We start from the raw sequence: 16,926 nt of genomic DNA, 5'->3' as shown, positions 1-16,926 counted from the left end.
CGGCATTCCTCCGAGTACGGTGACAGATGCACCTGCGGCGCCCGGCTCACGAGTGTGCACATGAACGAATCGACGAACGCCCCCGACGACGCGGTCGCATCCAGCTCCGGTCCGGTGCCGGTCAGGTTGGCCCAGGACCGCCAAGGAACCGGCAGGGCCTGCAGAATATTGCGCAGCAGATCGTCGTGCCTGCTCAGCATGGCGGTGATCTCGCGCAAATTGCCCAGCAGCGAATGGATTTCGGGCTGATCCTGTACCGCCAGCGGGGTGAGCCGGTCCACGAGCGTCGTGGTGGCGGCGACCATGGATTCGATCGCCTGTTTGCGGGTCAGGAGTTGGTGCAGCATATCGCCGCCCTGATCGAACAGGGCTCCCAGATCGGTCTGCTGACTGTTCAACACGCCGGTCAGCTTGCTCGTGGAGGCCAGCAGCGCGCCGATCTGCCCGCGACGTTCGGCGATGACACTCGACAAGGTCCGGACGTTCTCCATCACCGACGGAATCAGTTGGGGCAGTCCGTCCAGCCGGCCCGTCAGATCCGTCAGCGCCTTGGCCACCTGGTCCGCGTCGACCTGGCTGAAGGTCGTCGTGGCGTCGGCGAGCGCGGACTCCAGATCATATGGAACACTGCTGTGCTGCAACGGAATTCGATCCGAATTCCCGGCGCCTGCCGGGTCGAGCTCGACGTATCGGTTGCCCAGCAGCGTCGTGAGTTCGATCGCGGCCGTGGTATCCGCGCCCAGATGCACCGAGCGATGAACGCTCAGCGTCACCGCGACGTGGCCGTCGGTCAGGCGGATCGTCGTGACGTGCCCGACCGGCACCCCGGCGATGGTGACTCGATCCCCCGCGCCGAGCTGGGCCGCCTGGGCGAAATCGACCTGCACGTCCTTGTCCCCGAAATTAATGGAATCGACGGTCAAATTGACGGTCAGCGCGATCACGATCGCGACCGTCAGCCCACCCAGCGCGAGCACCCCGAGCGATACCCGGCTGTATTCCTCGAGCGGCTTGCTCCGCCAGGGGATTCCGCGAATCCGCAGCCCTTTCATCTGTCGTCGCATCCGGCTCACCTGCATCTGGCCGTATGTTTGACGACTCCGCCCGGAGTCAGTGCGGCGAGGATGCCCGGAACCAACGGCGACATGCCCGGCGCGAGCGAGAAGGTCACATCGCAGATATCCGCATCCGCGTAACCGCCCTCCTGGGTGATACGCGCCAGCCCTTTGAGTATGAACGGAAGGTTGAAACCCATGACACCGAACTTGTATTTGTTGTCCAGAAGATGTTGTGCGAAACCAGGATTCCGGTTCAGGAAGGCATCGAGCGCGGGCTGATCCGCGTTCGCGATCTGCGCCACGCGATCGACCACCCGGGAGAGGTGATCCACCGAGCCGAGCAGCGAATCCTTGTTCCGTTGCAACCCTTCGAATATCCCGCGCGTCGAATCGATGACGGTGGTGAGATTGCCGCTCTGCGCGGCGAGGCCGTTCACGATCGTGGTGAGGTTCGTGATCACCTGTCCCAGAACCTGATCGGGTCCGGCGAAGGATCGCGCGAGCTCGGTGGTCTCGGCGACCAGGGCGGTGAGCGATCCATTGTCGCCCTGCAGCGCCTTGATCAAGGCCTCGGTAATGTTGTCCACCGCGCTGCGGTCCAGGGTGCCGAACAGCGGCTCGAATCCCTTCAGCAGCTTGGAGATGTCGAACGACGGTTCGGTGTTGCGCGCCGGGATCACCGCTCCCGGGCGAAGCGCCGCCGGGGATCCGCGCGTCCCCCGGGCCAGACCCAGATACCGCTGGCCGATGAGGTTCTGGTATGTCACCGAAACGACAGTCGTGCCGAAAAGCTTTTGATCACGCTGGATTTCGAATCCCACCCGGGCGAGGTTGCCGTCGAGCTCGATCGAGTCCACCCGGCCCACCCGCACCCCGGCCATCCGGACATCGTCACCGGTGCTCAAGCCCGAGACGTCGGTGAACATGGCCGAGTATTTCGCCGTCGCACCGCTCACTCCGCGTTCGAGCGTGACGATGACCGTCCACGACAGCAGCACCGACACGACGACGAAGACGAGCAGCACCAACAGAGACCGTCGGTAACTCACCGCGAACCTCCGCTCGGCTCCGGGGCCACCGCGACGGTCGTCCCACGTGCCAGCGGCCCGAACAGGATGTCGGCGGCAGCATTGGGCGGCCCGCCGAGTATGTCGGCGATCTGCCGCTGCTCCGCCGCGCTGCCGACCGGACCGATATCGGTCACCGCCCAGTTGGCGGGCCGGAATCGATTGGGCTGCAGGATATTCGGTAGCTGGCCCGGGGCAGGAGCCGTCACCGGCGCGGTCGAGCAACTAGCCCCGGCCAGACTCCCGTAGCGCGGGCAGTCGGCCCGGGTGTACTGCCGGTTCGGGGTCAGCTGGACGATCACCTTCGCGGTCACCCGCTGGACGCGCTGGTCGAAGGTCTGATCGAATTTCCCGCTCATCCCGATGACCGATCTGCTGATCTGCGGGAAATGACTCGCGCCGTCCCCCAGGACGTCGAGTGCGGGTGACAGGTGGGTGGTGATGAAGATCAGCCGATCACTGTTGTGCTCCAAGGCATTTCCGACCGTGTCGAAGGTATGTGCTCCGCCGGTGAGCAGATCGGTGAGCTGCCCGCGCTCCCGCGCGACGGTCAGCATCGGCCCGATGGCGTGGTGCAGCGTGTCCAGCAGCTCCGGCGCGGCCATCTGTACCTCGCGCAATGACGTCGACAGGGCGTCCAGAGTCGACGGCGCCGCCTGTACCGAAATCACCTTGTTCAGCTCGATGACGATCTGGCGTAGCTGAGCCCCCGCGTCCTCGAGCGACTTTCCTCGCCCCGAGGTGGCCTCGGCGAGGGTTTCCAGCATTCCGACGGCGGTATCGGTCTGATCCCGGCCGACCGCGGCCAGGATCCGGCGCAGCTGATCCAGCGAGGTCTGCAGGCGCACGGTGGCCTGGCTGTGATCCTGCTGGATCCGCGCGTTGCTGGTCACCGCCGCCGCCGACCCGTTGTAGAGCAACTGGATCGACGGCACGGCGAACACATTGCTCGGCACCACGCGAGCGGTCACCGAACGCGGAATCTGCCCGGCGTACTGCGGACTGAGCTGGATATGCACGTCGTTCATCCCCGACTCGGCAGCCGGACTGACCCCGGTCACCAGCCCGACTCGAACGCCCAGATATTTCACATCCGATTTCGCCGGCAGCCCGTCCCCGACGTCGGCCATCACGGCGGTGATGGGCACGGTCCGGCGGAACGCACCGCGCGAGACCGCGACCATCGCCGTTGCCACAGCCGCCACGACGACCAGGAAACAGATGCCGCTGAGCAACAGGCGCGATGGCGATGGCCCCCGCCCGTCGGGCTCGAACAGGATGGACACCGCTCACTCGCCCCCGTGCCCGCAACACCCGATCATGACGCCGGCCCCCCGAGCGAAATCGCCAGTGTCGGACAGGCATCCACGGCCATGTGCACCTTCGGTTCGATGTCCTCGGCCGGACTCGAATCCACGACCGTGGCCAGATCGTCGTCGCCGACCTCGAATACGGTCGGCGCGATACTTGCGCACAGTGCGTGACCTTCACACCTGTGCCGATCGATATGTATCTCCATTACTCCTCCGAATACCGATCCGCCGGCCGCTCAGATGTACAGGCCACCGTTGACGCCGATGAGCTGTCCGGTGACGAAACCCGCACTCTCCGAACACAAGTAAGCGCACGCGGCCGCGACATCGTCGGGTGTGCCGACCCGCCGCACCGGTGTCATCGGTGCGATGACCTCGACGCCGGGGAAGAATCCCGCGTCGGTCGCCTGCTGCGCCATCGGCGTATCGATGATCGAGGGCGGAATACTGTTGACCGTAATGCCTTTCGGTGACAGCTCGGCCGCCAGCGCCTTCGTCAGGCCGATCACACCGCCCTTGGAGGCGACGTAGTGCGCCATATTCTTGGCTCCGGACTGCGCACTGGACGAGGAGATCGTCACGATGCGCCCCCAGCCCGCCGCGACCATGTCCGGAACGGCCGCTTGAATGCAGGAGAACGTCCCGTTCAGATTCACCGCCAGCACACGATTCCACTGTTCCCGGGTGATCTCCTCGAAAGCGGTGTACTGCTCCACTCCGGCACTGGTGACCACGATCTGGATCGGCCCGAAATCCTTGCGCACCAAGCGAACCGCCGCATCCACGGAGTCGGCGTCGGCCACGTCCACATGATAGGCGACCGCGCGCAGACCGGCCGCGACCAATTCGGCGGCCGCTTTCTCCGCGGCCTCCCCGCTCAGGTCGAACAGCGCTACCCGGTGGGATTCCTGCGCAAGCTTTCGCGCAATCGCCAGACCGATGCCCGAAGCAGCACCGGTAACAATTGCCACGCGTGACGGAATTTCGCTGCCATTCGTCTCGACCATCCCTGTTCCTCGCTCGTCATCTTCTCGCTCAGCCGACCGGAGTGAATTCGATGTGCAACGAGCTCAGGCCCCGCAGGACGTAGGTCGGCTCGTATTCGAAATTGCGTGCGTCCGCCGGGCCGTGCTCGGTCTCCGAAACTCGGATGTCCCGCATCCGATGCAGGATCCGTTCGAAGCTGACCCGAGATTCCATACGCGCCAACGGACCTCCCGGACAGGTGTGGATACCCCGGGCGAACGAGATGTGCTCGCGGGCATTGGGACGATCGAGGACGAAATCGCCCGGATCGTCGAACCGGGACGGATCGCGATTCGCGGCCCCGGGCAGAACCATCACCATGCTGCCCGCCGGAACCTCGACACCGCCCAGGCTGGTGTCCTGGCACGCCAGCCGGAAATCGGTTTTGACCGGCGCTTCCAGGCGCAGGCATTCCTCGACGAAACTGCCGATGCGTTCGGTGTCCTCGCGCAACGCCTGCTGAATGTCCGGGTTCTCCGCGAGCACCCGCAGACCGGCGGTCATCAGCTTGGCGGTGGTCTCCTGCCCGGCGGCGAACAGGAAGGACGCCAGGTGCACCAGGTCGGCGACCTCCGGCAGCGAGCCGTCCGGGAATCGCGCGGAAGCCAAGGCGGACAACACATCTCCGCGCGGAGCCCGGCGGCGTTCCGCGAGGTAGCCGGTGAAACGTTCGGCCAGGAATTCCAGCGGATTGTCGACCATCACCTCGTCGTCGATCGCGCCCGGCGGCGTGGTGTTGGACAGCACCCGCCGGAAATCGGTGTAGTCCTCCTCCGGCACGCCGAGCAGATTGGCGATCACCAGCATCGCGAAGGGCTGCGCGTAGTTGCGCAGGAATTCGGTCTTGCCCTGCTCGACGAATTCGTCGAGTAGGCGGTCGGCCTGCACCCACATGAACTCCTCGTTCTCCCGCAATCGCCGCGGCGTGAACAAAGCTTTGAGCAGGTCACGGTGCATGGTGTGCTTCGGCTGGTCGAAGGTGACCATGTGCTCGTGCAGCGGGAACGCCTCGCGATGTTTTTCGATCAACGCGCCGATATCGCCGTCGGCGGGATCGAACGGCAGGCCTGGAAACGGCCCGGTCGGGGCGATGCAACTCGAGAATGTCCCGTGATTGCGGTAGACCTCCACGGCGGCGTCGTACCCGGTCACCGCCAGCACACCATGGTGCGGCTCGCGCGCCACCGGACAGCGCGACCGCAGCGACTCGAAGTACGGGTAAGGGTTGTCGACAATCGATTTGTCGGTGAAGAAGTCGATCTCATCGAACATGCTCACGACGGACTCCTGGTGAAGAGGCAGCATCGGCACGGTCGCCGGACGTCGCGGTCTGCTTCGCCTCGGACGCTCCCCGCGCCCTGATGCTAATCAAGTGCTCAGCAATGCTGAGCACATGCTTAGCACACCAGGGAATAGGTGGTCAAGGTCTCGAGCCCCGACCAGGGCCTACGCCGGATGCGCGAAAGTTATTCGTCCACAACAGTTTCCGCTGGTGGGTCGCCCAGACGGGCCAGATGCTCACGCACGAAGGACAGCGTTTCCGCGTGCGCGGTCGTCATCCCGAGCGCGCCTTCCAGAGCCATCGTCCGGGACACTCCCGCCATCACGAAGGCGACCACCTCCGGGGGCCAGATGTCCGGATCGATGCGGTATCGCGGCAGTACGGCCCGCACGATTTCGATCTCCGTCTCGCGAAAACGGCTCGAATAGTCGACCAGCGCGTCACGAATCACCTTGCGGTGGTTGGCGAGTGCGACGAACTCCATCGTGAGCGCCCCGCTGGAGGCCGCGTCGAGGTCGAACTTCCATAGTGCGCGCAGCGGATTCTCCGCCGCCAGGATGGTGGCCTGGCGGCGGAGCCCCTCCTCGGCCCGCCGCTGGAAGACCGCGAGGAACAGATCGTCCATGGTCCGGAAGTAGTAGTAGACCAGCTGGTACTTCAGCCCCGCCTTACGCGCGACATTGCGCGAACTGACCGCGGCATAGCCCTCCTCGAGCATGAGCTGTTCCGCCGCATCCAGCAGCACCGTCCGGTTCTTCGCGTCCGGCGAACCGATCCGCCGTGTCGATGCCATCATCCGACCTCCGAATTCCACGTCACCGCAGTCCATGATCGCGGCGCACACCCGACCGCGTTCAGCCGGGCACCCGACAGCCACATTTCCGGCATGGTGTCTTATCCGTCGTAGCACGGGCCGGCTGCGCGGTGGTGATGTCGGCAACGCCGTGTCCTGGCCTGCGCGACAGGTACTCGGACACTGCCGAAACATCACCGGCGTCGGAGATCAGCCCGACGTAACCGTCCGGCCGGATCAGCACGAGGGTACGTTCGCCCGCGCCATAGGCATCCGTGAGGTGGCCCTCGGTATCGGTGATGTCATCGGGCCCGTTGGGCTGTCCGGCAACGTGGAAAATCCTGAGGTCGAAGTGGGTGTCGATCTCGCGCTTCCCCGAAGCTCAGCAGCGTGAAGCGGCCGCCGCGCGTCAGGTCGAACAGCCGGTGTGTGCCGTTCATCGTTCGTAGCCCGGTCGCATCGGGCGCGCGGTCACCTGCGCGAAGTCCGGCGGTCTCGTCACAGTCCTCGCGCGGCAAGGCGGAGTCGCGGTAGCCGATGGCGAGTTGCATCGTGTCCGCATCGCCGCGGGTGACCAGGCCTTTCTGCGCGATCGTCTGCCCGAGCCGAGTGCTTGAGAGCGCGAGCACACCGGCCGCGACCGGACGCAGCAAGTGCGTCTACGCAACCGCTGCGGGCATCGAGCTCATCACCGGTCTCGATTCCGCACTGGCCGAGCTGAACGAGACGATTTTCGCTCCGCTGAGCAAGGCCGAAAGAGCCGCTCTGCGAGCCTTGCTCGACAAGATCGACGCACAGCTCGCGTAGTCGCCCAAGCAGTGAGCTCGCGCCACCGGCCTGCTCAGACGAGATCCGCCGACGGCACGGGGATTTCGGAGCGGGCGGGGTCCCCGTCAGCGCCCGTTCCCGGCCACAGCCCGGCGCACGGGAGCGGCGGCAGGTCGGGATTCAGGTCGTGATCGATGGTGACCGACGCGTCGGGATGGGTGCGCATGCGCTCGGCGAATTCCTCGGCGACCGCATGGGGGCATTGATAGTCCAGATGGATTCCCACCGAACCGAACTCGATGTGCACGTGCCGCCGTGAGGTGCTCAGCACATAGCGGCCCGAATCGACGAGCACCTGCAACGCCGATTGCCGCGCCGCGCATTCGGTACCCGCGCAGGTCCGGTGCCGCTGCATGACGAGGTGGGCATCGTCGACGGTCAGATCATCTCGCAGGATCGCGCAGGCGATCCCTGGCCCGGGCAGCGACTCGAGCGGGTCGACGTCCGATCCGTCCTGCACGCCGACAGGCGTGGCGACGACGTCCGCGTGCTCGATCGTCGTGGCGGTCGTCCGCGGCACGTGCGGGCTTCCCGAACTTTGATGACTCATATCGTTCTCTGGCAAGGTGACCGGCTCTGCACACTCCGCGGAGTGTGGTCCCGGCAGGTATAGCGAAGCAGGCTACACCGGTGCCGTAGAGCTGTCCAGACAGGAGTCCATCAGACTTTCGCCCCATTGGCGGACCGGTTGGTATCGAACCGAACCCACAATACCCACATCATCCCGGATCCCGACAACCGCATCCCACTCCGTGGAACGGAGAGCGTCGGCAGCCCGCGGTTCTACAACTTCCATCCCCGAAAGGTCGGGCACGCCATCCCCGCCGCCTGGGAGGCCGCCTCCCCCGCAGATCCTGCACCGCATCCTGGGTGACGAGATCCACTCGCCCGCAGTGGCCGAGGCCGCGGAGCTGGCGCGCACGCACTCCTGGCAGGCGGCCTCGATCCCTGCGAGGCCCTGGTCCTATTCGCGGCCGACGGCAAAGTCACCCCCGAGCGCGTCCCGCCGCACGCAGCTGGACCGAGCCGGAGTGGCATTCGGCCACCACCAGTCTCCACCACCGCGGCCTGCTCGACGACTCCGGCGCCCTCACCCCCGACGGCCACGCCCTGCATGCCTGGGTCGAGCACCGCACCGATCAAGCTTCCCGGCAGCCACGGACCACCCTGTGACCCACCGAAACCGAACGCCTGGCGGATCTGATCCACACCCCCTCGTCCCCACCATCGCCAACAGCGACGCCTTCGCCGAAGACAACCCCATGGGTCTGCCGAAGCCGGCCTGAACCAGCCCCCACAGCACCAGCGCGGCCGCGGAATACCCCGCGCCGCACCAACAGCAGCCCACCCAACCCCATATTCCGTATGCCCAAGTGGTACTGATTGCGCCGAGAGCGGAGCCGAGGGAATAGCAGGCCATATAGGCCCCGATGACACTACCGGCACGATTCGGATGCGCACCGGTCACCATGTGCTGGCTGCTGACGTGGACGGCCTGAACGGCGAAATCGAGCAGGACGATACCCACGACGAGCACCCATAGATTCGTCTCGGCTTTCGCGATGAGCACCCAGGAGAGCGTGAGCAGTGCCAGCGCCGCACCGGTAATCGCCTGTGCCCGACCGTAATCGGCCCATCGGCCCGCGCGGGCGGCCCCGGCGGCTCCGGCGAGACCGGCAAGACCGAACAAGCCGATCCGCGCGGTACCGAGGTGCCAGGGCGCCGCGCCGAGTGGAAGAGCCAGCCCGCTCCAGAGCGTCCCGAAGGACGCGAACAACAGTAAGGCGACCGCCCCTCGGCTCAGCAGCAGATGATCCGCGCGCACCAGCCGACCCATCGATGCCATCACCCCGACGTAGCGCAAGCCCGAAGTCCGCCGGTCCGCGTCGAGCATCACGCGCACGATGACAGCCAACGCCCCACAGAGCACCGCCAGCAGTGCGTACACCACCCGCCATCCGAGGACCTCCCCCAGGAATCCGGCCACCACGCGCGCCCCGAGAATGCCGATGACCACGCCCGAGGTGACCGCACCGATAGCTCTCCCCCGCTCACTCGGTTCGGAGACAGCGGCGACATATGCGACGGTCACCTGCACCACGACCGCGAACAACCCCGCGACCAGCAGGCCCGCCATCGCCACCGCAGCGTTCGGCGCAACGGCCGCGATCGATGCCCCGACAGCCGTGAGTACCAGATGCACGGTGATGAGCCGACGACGATCCGATACGTCACCGAGCGGAACCAGCAGCACGAGACCAGCGAGATAGCCGATCTGACCGACCGCGACCAGCCAGCCAGCCGACCCGCGCGCCATTCCGAGGGCATTGCTCGCGACCTCGAGTACCGGCTGGATCGCGTAGATCGTCGACACGGCCACCGCGCACACCAGCGCCAGGACCAATCGCTGAGATCGCGTGATTCCCACCGCCACCACACCTCCCAATTAAGTAGCAAAATGCAACTTTTCGAGAGAGTAGGGCATAATAGTTTCAAATTGCAACTGATTGAGAGGTTGTCGATGATCGCAGCGCTCGGTTCCGACCGCGAGTGGACCGATCCCACCTGCCCTGTCGCGCGGACCGTGGACCTGGTGGGGGACCGGTGGAGTCTGATGATCGTGCGAGAGGCCATAGACGGAGCCGCATCCTTCACCGAATTCCATCAGCGACTCGGCATCGCCCGGAACATTCTCACCGATCGGCTGCGCCGGCTCGTCGAGTACGGAATCCTCACCGCGAGCGCCACTTCCGGTGGCAAGCGGCGCACATATGCGCTCACCGAGGCCGGACAGGACCTGTTCACCATCGTGGTGGCATTGCGTCAGTGGGGAGAACGGCACACCTTCACCGACGACGAAGCCCGCTCGACACTCGTCGACGACGAGGGCGGCCCACTCGACGAACTGCGCCCCCGGAACCGCGATGGCAAGCCCGTCACCGCTCTGACCAGCCGAGTCCGGAAGGCAGGTGCGGACTCGACCGGTCAGGAAGGGGCGTAATCGGCTGCGCGGCGGCCGATTCGGGCGGGACTGTTACTGTCCTGCCGTCGCCACTGTGCCGCCACTTCCCTAATCTCTTGTGGCACAATCGAAGCCGGGCTTCCTAGGCTGGGGGAAGAGTTCTAGGGAGTCGATGGTGAAGCAGCGGTTTGCATTTCTCTTGATAGCGGTCGTCGTCGCTGCTTCGACATTCGACTACAGCCGCAGCTCGGGGCATTACGGGCTGGTGGTCGTGGGTGGGTTGTTCGCCCTGTTCCTGTTGGTGGACAAGGTCACCGGCTGACCGGTTTCTAATTCTCGGTCTCGAACAGCTGGGGAAGCCCATCGGACACGCGGTCGGGGAACTGCGGAACACGTTTGGACAGAAACGCATCCACTCCCTCGCGCACATCGTCCGAGACACCGCGCACGTAGATGCCGATCGACTCGGCGCGATGGGCGACCTCCGGACTGTCGGCGCCGAGCATGCGCCACATCATCTGACGGGTCAACGCCACCGATACCGGCGCGGTGCCCTCGACCAGTTCCCGGGCCACCTCGATCGCGCGATCGAGCACCCGTTCGGCGGGCACGACCTCGCGGACCAGACCGCGTTCCAGAGCCTCGGCCGCGGGTACCATCCGGGCGCTCAGCGTCCACTCCAGAGCCGTGGACACACCCACCACGCGCGGTAGGAACCAGGTCGAGCACGCCTCCGGAACCAGGCCGCGCCGGGTGAATACGAACCCGAATTTGGCTGTGTCCGAGGCGATTCTGATATCGGCGGGCAGCGTCATGGTGACGCCGACACCGGCGGCGGGACCGTTGATCGCGACGATCACCGGCTTGTGCGAGCGGTAGATCCGCAGCGACACCCGGCCGCCCTGATCGGCGGGCGCGCCACCGGTACCCGGATCGCCTTCGAGGACGAAGGTATCGCCTCCGGCGGCCAGGTCGGCCCCGGCGCAGAATGCGCGCCCGGTGCCGGTGATCACCACCGCGCGCACGGTGTCGTCCGCGTCGGTCTCGTCGAATACCGCGATCAGGCGTTCACCCATCTCGTCGGTGAACGCATTGAGCCGGTCGGGCCGATTCAGCCGCACGACGGCGATCTCGCCGTCCCGCTCGAGCAGCACCGGGTCGCTGTCGGCCTGCACGCTGTTCTCCGAACTCATCGCACCTTCTCGAATCGTATTGTGACATCACGGTATTCGTCGCGGATCGCGGTCTTGGCCAGCTTGCCGCTGGGTAGCCGCGGCAGCGGTTCGTCGCGGATCACCACGTAGCGCGGCACCTTGTAGTCGGCGACCAGTTGGTTGCAGTGCTCGACGATCGCCGCCACGTCCACGTCACCGCTGACGGTCACGATGGCCGCCGGAGTCTCACCGAACCGCTCGTCGGTCGCGGCGATCACCGCCACCTCCTCGACGCCGTCCAGATCGGCGATGACGCGCTCGATCTCCACCGGCGAGATATTGATCCCACCGGTGATGATCAGGTCCTTCATCCGGTCGACGAAGGTGACCCGGCCGCCTTCGTCCCGCTTGCCCAGATCGCCGCTGTGCAGCCAGCCGTCCCGCAGCGCTTCCGCCGTGGTCGCCGGGTCGTTCCAGTAGCCGGGCGTGACACCCGGTCCGCGCACGACGATCTCGCCCTCCTCGCCCGGATCGGCCGCACTGCCGTCCGGACGTACGACCCGCACCTCGGTGAAGATCGAACCCGACCCGCAACTGTCGGGATGGGTGAACGCCTCGGCCCGGGTGGTCGCGGTGGCCACGCCGCCCGCCTCGGTCATGCCGTAGATCTGACGCAGCGCGACCCCCTTGTCCGCCCACGCCTTCAACAGCGCGGGCGAGACCGCGGCCCCACCGATGATGGCGGTGCGCAGCGAGGACATATCGGCTTCCGCGAATTCCGCGCTCCTGGCGACAGATTCCCACATCAGCGGAACCCCGAACATCGCGTTGACCTGGTGACGACCGATCAGTTCGGCCGCGCGGCCGGGCTTGAACTCCTTCTCCACGATCAGCGTGTTTCCGAGCACGACGCTCATCAGCACGCCCCAGACCAGTCCGGGGGTGAACACCAGGGGCAGCAACAGCAACGAGGTGCAGCCGGGCCGGAACCCCTCCTCGGTGAGCGTCGCCTCGAACACGATGCTCAGCAACGTTCGGTTGGTGCAGATGACGCCCTTGGACAGTCCGGTCGAGCCACTGGTGAACAGCAGAGCGACGGGCTCCTCGGGCCCGACGTCGATGCGGAAGTCGTCCCGCTCGCCCGAACGCAGTTCGGCGAAGTCGTCGAAGCTCAGGGCGCGGAAATCCGAGCCCAGCTGCCGAGTCTGCTCGATCCGCTCGGCGAACTCCGCGGGCGCGATCGTGAGCACAGCGCCGGAATCGTCGAGCACCTTGCGCAGTTCGGCCGGGGTCAGGCGCGGGTTCAGTGGGACGACCACCGCGCCCGCCTTGAGCACACCGAGAGCGAGCACGGGCCAGGTGAGCGAGTTCGGGCCCAGCACACCGACGCGGTCCCCCGGCGCGATCCCGGATTCGGCGATCCGGCGCGCCACCCGGCTCGACCAGTCCTGGAGCTCCCGATAGGTGAGCGTCTCGTCGTCGACGATCAGCGCGGGCCGGCTCGGTTCGGTTTCGGCCCACCAGTACAGGGCCGAGGCGATTGTCGCAGCCATCGTTGTCCTTCGCGTAGTGAAATGGCTTCGGGCATGGTGGGTTTCGAAAAGTCCGGTACGCCACCAGCCGGGACGGCCGGCGATCCGGCGTCGGGATTCTGGATGATTCGAGATGTGTGGACATCGGGTTCCGGCGAAGCGGTTTCGCGGCATGCCCGAGTGTGACCCACACTACATGCGCTTACATATTACGTCAATCGTTATTTGTCTTATGTTTCACGCAGGATTGCCGCGGCCCGGCGAATCCGGCGCACCACCGTCACTGCCCGGTCCACTTCGGCGCCCGCTTGGCGGCGAAAGCCCGCGGCCCCTCCTTCGCATCCTCACTGCTCATGACGATCCGAGCGGCGTCGCGATTGAGTTTCCAATCCTCCTCCGCCCATCCGGTGTGCGCCGCAGCGCTCTCGTGCATCACACGTTTGCTCTGCTGCACCGCCACGGGCGCGTTCGCGGCGATGACCGCGGCCAGCTCGCGCGCGGCGGCCAGGGCTCCCCCGGCCGGGGCGACGGAATTGACCAGGCCGAGTTCATAGGCTCGCGCGGCCGAGATCGGCTGTCCGGTCAACGCGATCTCCGCGGCGATCTTCGGCGGCACCTGCCGGTGGATGCGCAGCACACCGCCCGCGGCGGCCATCAGTCCGCGCCGGACCTCGGGCAGCCCCAGCGACGCCTGCTCATCGATGACGGCCAGATCCGCCGTCAGCACGATCTCGGTGCCACCGCCCATCGCGAATCCGTTCACCGCCGCGATCACCGGCTTGGAGATCCAGTGCCGCACGATCCCGGCGAAATCCCACTCCCGGTGGTCCGGATCGTGGACCTTGCGCCCGGCCGCGATCTCCTTCAGGTCCGCGCCGGCGCAGAACGCCCGGCCCGCGCCGGTGATGATGACGACCCGCACCTGCGGATCCTGCGCCGCTCGTTCGAGAGCCGCGCCCGCCGCAACGGAAACGGCCGCATTCACGGCATTGAGGGCATCGGGGCGATTCAGGGTCACCACGGCGACGTGATCGCTCACCTCGTACAGGGCGGCGGGTTCGGCTTGGGACAACAGTGTCTCCTGACGTGTGGGCTGGGGTGGTGGTCTACAGATCCAGGATGATCCGGGGTGTGCAACTGCGCGAGACGCAGATCATCATCGCGTCGTTCGCGGCCTTTTCGTCGTCGGTGAGCACGGAATCGCGGTGATCAGGCCGACCGGCCAGGACGGCCACCTCGCAGGTTCCGCAGGTGCCCTCCCGGCAGGAGAAGTCGACATTCACACCGCGACGCTCCAGCGCGTCGAGCACGGATTCGGATTCCTCGACCGTGACCACCTCTCCGGTACTCGCCAGTTCCACCTCGAACGAGGTCACCGGCGCGTCCGGATCGATTTCGCGTGGCGTGAAACGTTCGACGTGCAGCGTGAGATCGCGTGCGCGGCAGGCATTTTCGATCGCCTGCAACAGCGGCTCCGGGCCGCAGCAGTAGACCGCGGCACCGGGCTCGAGCGCGTCGAGCGCCGCGTCCAGGTCGAGCAGTCCGTATTCGTCCTGGGGGCGTACGTCGACCCGGTCCGGATGGGTCGCGGCCAGATCACCGGCGAATGCCATGCTCGTGCGCGCGCGACCGCCGTACAGCAGCCGCCACGGACGGCGCTGCTGGTCGACCGCGCGCAACATCGGCACCAGCGGGGTGATGCCGATCCCGCCCGCGACGAACAGGTAGGACTCGGCCGTGGACAGCCCGAATGCGTTGCGCGGCCCGTCGATCGGGATCAGGTCGCCGACCTCGAGCTTGTCGTGGACGTAGGCCGAGCCGCCGCGACCGTTCGGGTCGTGCAGGACGGCCACGGTCAGCGACCGCCGATCGGCCGGATCACCGCACAGCGAGTACTGGCGGGTGATGTCGCCCAGCACGAGATCGATGTGTGCACCGGGTTCCCATTCGGGCACCTCGCCGCCGTCGGCGTCGGCCAGCGTCACCGCGACCACACCGGCGGCCACGGACTCCTTGCCGATAACCCGCATCCGGCGGGGTGTCCGATCTTCGCTCATCAACCCTATCCGTCCACTGGAACAACAGTCACTAAATCTTAAGCCATTAGATTTACTGAGTGCAATACCCAGCTAGACGGCTGCAGCAACCTGCCTATAGCATGTATAAACCTACAGTCTTTAGCTAGTTGGCGTTGCGAGGAGGAGCTACCGCATGGACACCACGGACCACCCCGCCGGATCGGTGCTGGATCTGTTCGGACTCACCGGGCGCGTGGCCGTGGTGACCGGAGCCGGGACCGGGCTCGGAGCGGGCTTCGCCCGCGCGCTCGCCGAGGCGGGCGCGGACGTCGTGATCGCGGCCCGCCGCCGCGACAAACTCGAGCAGGTCGCCGAAACCGTCACGGCCGTCGGCCGCCGGTGCCTGGTCGTGCCGACCGACGTCACCGATCCCACACAGTGCGACGCGCTCGCGCAGGCAGCCGTCGACGAGTTCGGCCGCCTGGACATCCTGGTCAACAACGCCGGGGTCAGCCATGTCGCTCCCGCCACCCACGAGGATCCACAGGACTACCGAAACGTCCTGGAGGTCAACCTGTTCGGCGCGTACTGGGCGGCGCAGGCGTGCGCCCGGGTCATGCGGCCCGGATCCAGCATCGTGAACGTCGCGAGCATGCTCGGCCTGATCAAATCCGTTCTGCCGCAGGCCGCGTACGCCTCGAGCAAGGCCGGGCTGATCGGGCTGACCCGCGATCTGTCGCACCAGTGGTCCGGACGCAAGGGCATCCGCGTCAACGCGATCGCGCCCGGCTTCGTCGAAACCGACATGATCGGTGAGATGTCCGAGGCGACCCTGGCCGAATTCCTCCGGAACTGTTCGCTGGGCCGGACCGGTACCCAGCGCGAGATCGACGCGGCGGTGGTGTTCCTGGCTTCACCCGCATCCGGATATGTGACCGGATCCACCCTCGCCGTCGACGGCGGCACGTCCGGGCACTGACCACAGGAGAACCAATGAGCGATCTCACCACCGTCGTCCGATTGCCCGGTGACGGCGTCACCCTCGTCGCCGACCGGCGTCCCGCCCAGCGCGCCGACGCGCTGGGCACCGTCCTGCTGCTGCACGGCGGCGGCCAGACCCGCCATTCGTGGCAGCGCACCGGAACGCGGTTGACCGAGCACGGATGGCACGCGGTGAACGTGGACGCGCGCGGGCACGGGGACAGCGATTGGGCCGCCGACGGCGATTACTCGCTCATCGCGCACGCGCGCGATGTGGTCGCGATGGTCCCCGAACTCGACGGACCCGTCGTCATGGTCGGCGCGTCGATGGGCGGCATGGCCGCACTGCTCGCCCAAGGGGGGCATCCGTACCTCGCGCACGCGCTGGTCCTGGTCGACATCACTCCCAAATCCGAACCCGCCGGGGTCGACCGGATCACCACGTTCATGCGCGACGGACTGGCCGGATTCGATTCCCTCGAGGCCGCCGCGGCGGCCGTCGCCGCCTACAACCCGCACCGGCGGCGGCCACCACGCCCCGAGGGGCTGCGCAAGAACCTGCGCCTGCGGGAGGGCCGGTGGTACTGGCACTGGGATCCGCGCATGATCAACCATCGCGACAACGCCCCCGACCGCGCGGCGACGCGGGAGCAATGGGCGAGCACGGCCGCGCGCCGTATCACGGTGCCCACCTTGCTGATTCGCGGCGCGCAATCCGATGTGGTGAGTTCCGAAGGAGTGCGGGACCTGCTGACGCTGATTCCCGGCGCACGTCATATCGATGTCGGCGGAGCCGGGCACATGGTCGGCGGGGACGACAACGATGTACTCACCGAGGGCCTGCTCGAATTTCTCGACGAGGCGGTGGTGAATCACCGTCCGGGACCGGTCACCCGATACCATCGACCGTGA

19 protein-coding genes are annotated in these 16,926 nt (G+C 66.5%); 6 read left to right on the top strand and 13 right to left on the bottom strand.

The features are described 5' to 3' along the window. The 7 genes from NM2_RS38650 to NM2_RS38620 all read right to left on the bottom strand — a co-directional run. Window positions 1-1,064 (bottom strand): MCE family protein (locus NM2_RS38650; protein ID WP_245718424.1); only part of this gene is annotated, 1,064 nt, incomplete at its 3' end. Window positions 1,065-1,069: 5 nt separating this feature from the next. Continuing rightward, window positions 1,070-2,107 carry an MCE family protein gene (locus NM2_RS38645; RefSeq protein ID WP_067680136.1) on the bottom strand — a complete coding sequence of 346 codons (1,038 nt, stop codon included), beginning with the start codon at window positions 2,105-2,107 and terminating at the stop codon, window positions 1,070-1,072. After that, window positions 2,104-3,411, bottom strand: a complete 1,308-nt coding sequence (locus NM2_RS38640; protein ID WP_067680133.1) for an MlaD family protein — start codon at window positions 3,409-3,411, stop codon at window positions 2,104-2,106. The genes NM2_RS38645 and NM2_RS38640 overlap by 4 nt, the downstream gene beginning before the upstream one ends. A gap of 32 nt (window positions 3,412-3,443) precedes the next feature. Beyond that, window positions 3,444-3,644: a ferredoxin gene (locus tag NM2_RS38635; RefSeq protein ID WP_067680130.1), complete on the bottom strand. Its 201-nt coding sequence runs from the start codon at window positions 3,642-3,644 to the stop codon at window positions 3,444-3,446. Between the two features lie 30 nt (window positions 3,645-3,674). Then, on the bottom strand, window positions 3,675-4,445 hold the full coding sequence (locus tag NM2_RS38630; RefSeq protein ID WP_067680127.1) for an SDR family NAD(P)-dependent oxidoreductase: 771 nt from the start codon (window positions 4,443-4,445) through the stop codon (window positions 3,675-3,677). A 28-nt stretch (window positions 4,446-4,473) separates the two neighbouring features. Further along, the gene (locus NM2_RS38625) at window positions 4,474-5,742 is read right to left on the bottom strand and encodes a cytochrome P450 (protein WP_067680172.1); all 1,269 of its coding nucleotides are present in this window, start codon (window positions 5,740-5,742) and stop codon (window positions 4,474-4,476) included. Between the two features lie 188 nt (window positions 5,743-5,930). Continuing rightward, window positions 5,931-6,539 carry a TetR/AcrR family transcriptional regulator gene (locus tag NM2_RS38620; protein WP_067680169.1) on the bottom strand — a complete coding sequence of 203 codons (609 nt, stop codon included), beginning with the start codon at window positions 6,537-6,539 and terminating at the stop codon, window positions 5,931-5,933. Window positions 6,540-7,091: 552 nt separating this feature from the next. Between NM2_RS38620 and NM2_RS38615 the strand changes: the two genes are divergently transcribed. Next, complete coding sequence (locus NM2_RS38615) at window positions 7,092-7,346, top strand: winged helix DNA-binding protein (protein WP_157121655.1); 255 nt, start codon at window positions 7,092-7,094, stop codon at window positions 7,344-7,346. Between the two features lie 34 nt (window positions 7,347-7,380). Here the strand turns inward: NM2_RS38615 and NM2_RS38610 are convergent, their stop codons facing one another. Then, window positions 7,381-7,887 carry a hypothetical protein gene (locus NM2_RS38610; RefSeq protein WP_067680121.1) on the bottom strand — a complete coding sequence of 169 codons (507 nt, stop codon included), beginning with the start codon at window positions 7,885-7,887 and terminating at the stop codon, window positions 7,381-7,383. 350 nt (window positions 7,888-8,237) lie between these two features. On the opposite strand from NM2_RS38610, the gene NM2_RS53510 reads away from it, so the two are divergent. Next, on the top strand, window positions 8,238-8,540 hold the full coding sequence (locus NM2_RS53510) for a helix-turn-helix domain-containing protein (protein WP_439956966.1): 303 nt from the start codon (window positions 8,238-8,240) through the stop codon (window positions 8,538-8,540). Here NM2_RS53510 and NM2_RS38605 read toward each other — a convergent pair. After that, window positions 8,458-9,795: an MFS transporter gene (locus NM2_RS38605; RefSeq protein WP_218026080.1), complete on the bottom strand. Its 1,338-nt coding sequence runs from the start codon at window positions 9,793-9,795 to the stop codon at window positions 8,458-8,460. The genes NM2_RS53510 and NM2_RS38605 overlap by 83 nt on opposite strands. Before the next feature lie 93 nt (window positions 9,796-9,888). Here NM2_RS38605 and NM2_RS38600 point away from each other — a divergent pair, with 93 nt between their 5' ends. Continuing rightward, window positions 9,889-10,368, top strand: a complete 480-nt coding sequence (locus tag NM2_RS38600) for a winged helix-turn-helix transcriptional regulator (protein WP_067680115.1) — start codon at window positions 9,889-9,891, stop codon at window positions 10,366-10,368. Between the two features lie 136 nt (window positions 10,369-10,504). Next, window positions 10,505-10,651, top strand: a complete 147-nt coding sequence (locus NM2_RS49755; protein WP_157121653.1) for a hypothetical protein — start codon at window positions 10,505-10,507, stop codon at window positions 10,649-10,651. Window positions 10,652-10,658: 7 nt separating this feature from the next. Here NM2_RS49755 and NM2_RS38595 read toward each other — a convergent pair whose 3' ends face one another. The 4 genes from NM2_RS38595 to NM2_RS38580 all read right to left on the bottom strand — a co-directional run bounded on the left by NM2_RS38595 (window position 10,659) and on the right by NM2_RS38580 (window position 15,072). Next, window positions 10,659-11,522: an enoyl-CoA hydratase-related protein gene (locus NM2_RS38595; RefSeq protein ID WP_067680112.1), complete on the bottom strand. Its 864-nt coding sequence runs from the start codon at window positions 11,520-11,522 to the stop codon at window positions 10,659-10,661. Beyond that, window positions 11,519-13,036: a class I adenylate-forming enzyme family protein gene (locus NM2_RS38590; RefSeq protein ID WP_067680104.1), complete on the bottom strand. Its 1,518-nt coding sequence runs from the start codon at window positions 13,034-13,036 to the stop codon at window positions 11,519-11,521. Before NM2_RS38590 ends, NM2_RS38595 begins: the two co-directional genes overlap by 4 nt. A 259-nt stretch (window positions 13,037-13,295) precedes the next feature. After that, a complete protein-coding gene (locus NM2_RS38585) occupies window positions 13,296-14,087 on the bottom strand; it encodes an enoyl-CoA hydratase-related protein (protein WP_067680101.1) in 792 nt (263 codons plus the stop codon). A 34-nt stretch (window positions 14,088-14,121) separates the two neighbouring features. Continuing rightward, window positions 14,122-15,072: a PDR/VanB family oxidoreductase gene (locus tag NM2_RS38580; protein ID WP_067680098.1), complete on the bottom strand. Its 951-nt coding sequence runs from the start codon at window positions 15,070-15,072 to the stop codon at window positions 14,122-14,124. 154 nt (window positions 15,073-15,226) lie between these two features. Between NM2_RS38580 and NM2_RS38575 the strand changes: the two genes are divergently transcribed. Both NM2_RS38575 and NM2_RS38570 read left to right on the top strand, forming a co-directional pair. After that, a complete protein-coding gene (locus NM2_RS38575; protein WP_067680095.1) occupies window positions 15,227-16,012 on the top strand; it encodes an SDR family NAD(P)-dependent oxidoreductase in 786 nt (261 codons plus the stop codon). A gap of 14 nt (window positions 16,013-16,026) precedes the next feature. Continuing rightward, complete coding sequence (locus tag NM2_RS38570; protein WP_067680092.1) at window positions 16,027-16,926, top strand: alpha/beta fold hydrolase; 900 nt, start codon at window positions 16,027-16,029, stop codon at window positions 16,924-16,926.

This window comes from Nocardia miyunensis NBRC 108239 (assembly GCF_001613065.1).
GTDB classification, from domain to species: domain Bacteria; phylum Actinomycetota; class Actinomycetes; order Mycobacteriales; family Mycobacteriaceae; genus Nocardia; species Nocardia miyunensis.
This window is presented reverse-complemented; position numbering and strand designations above follow the sequence as displayed.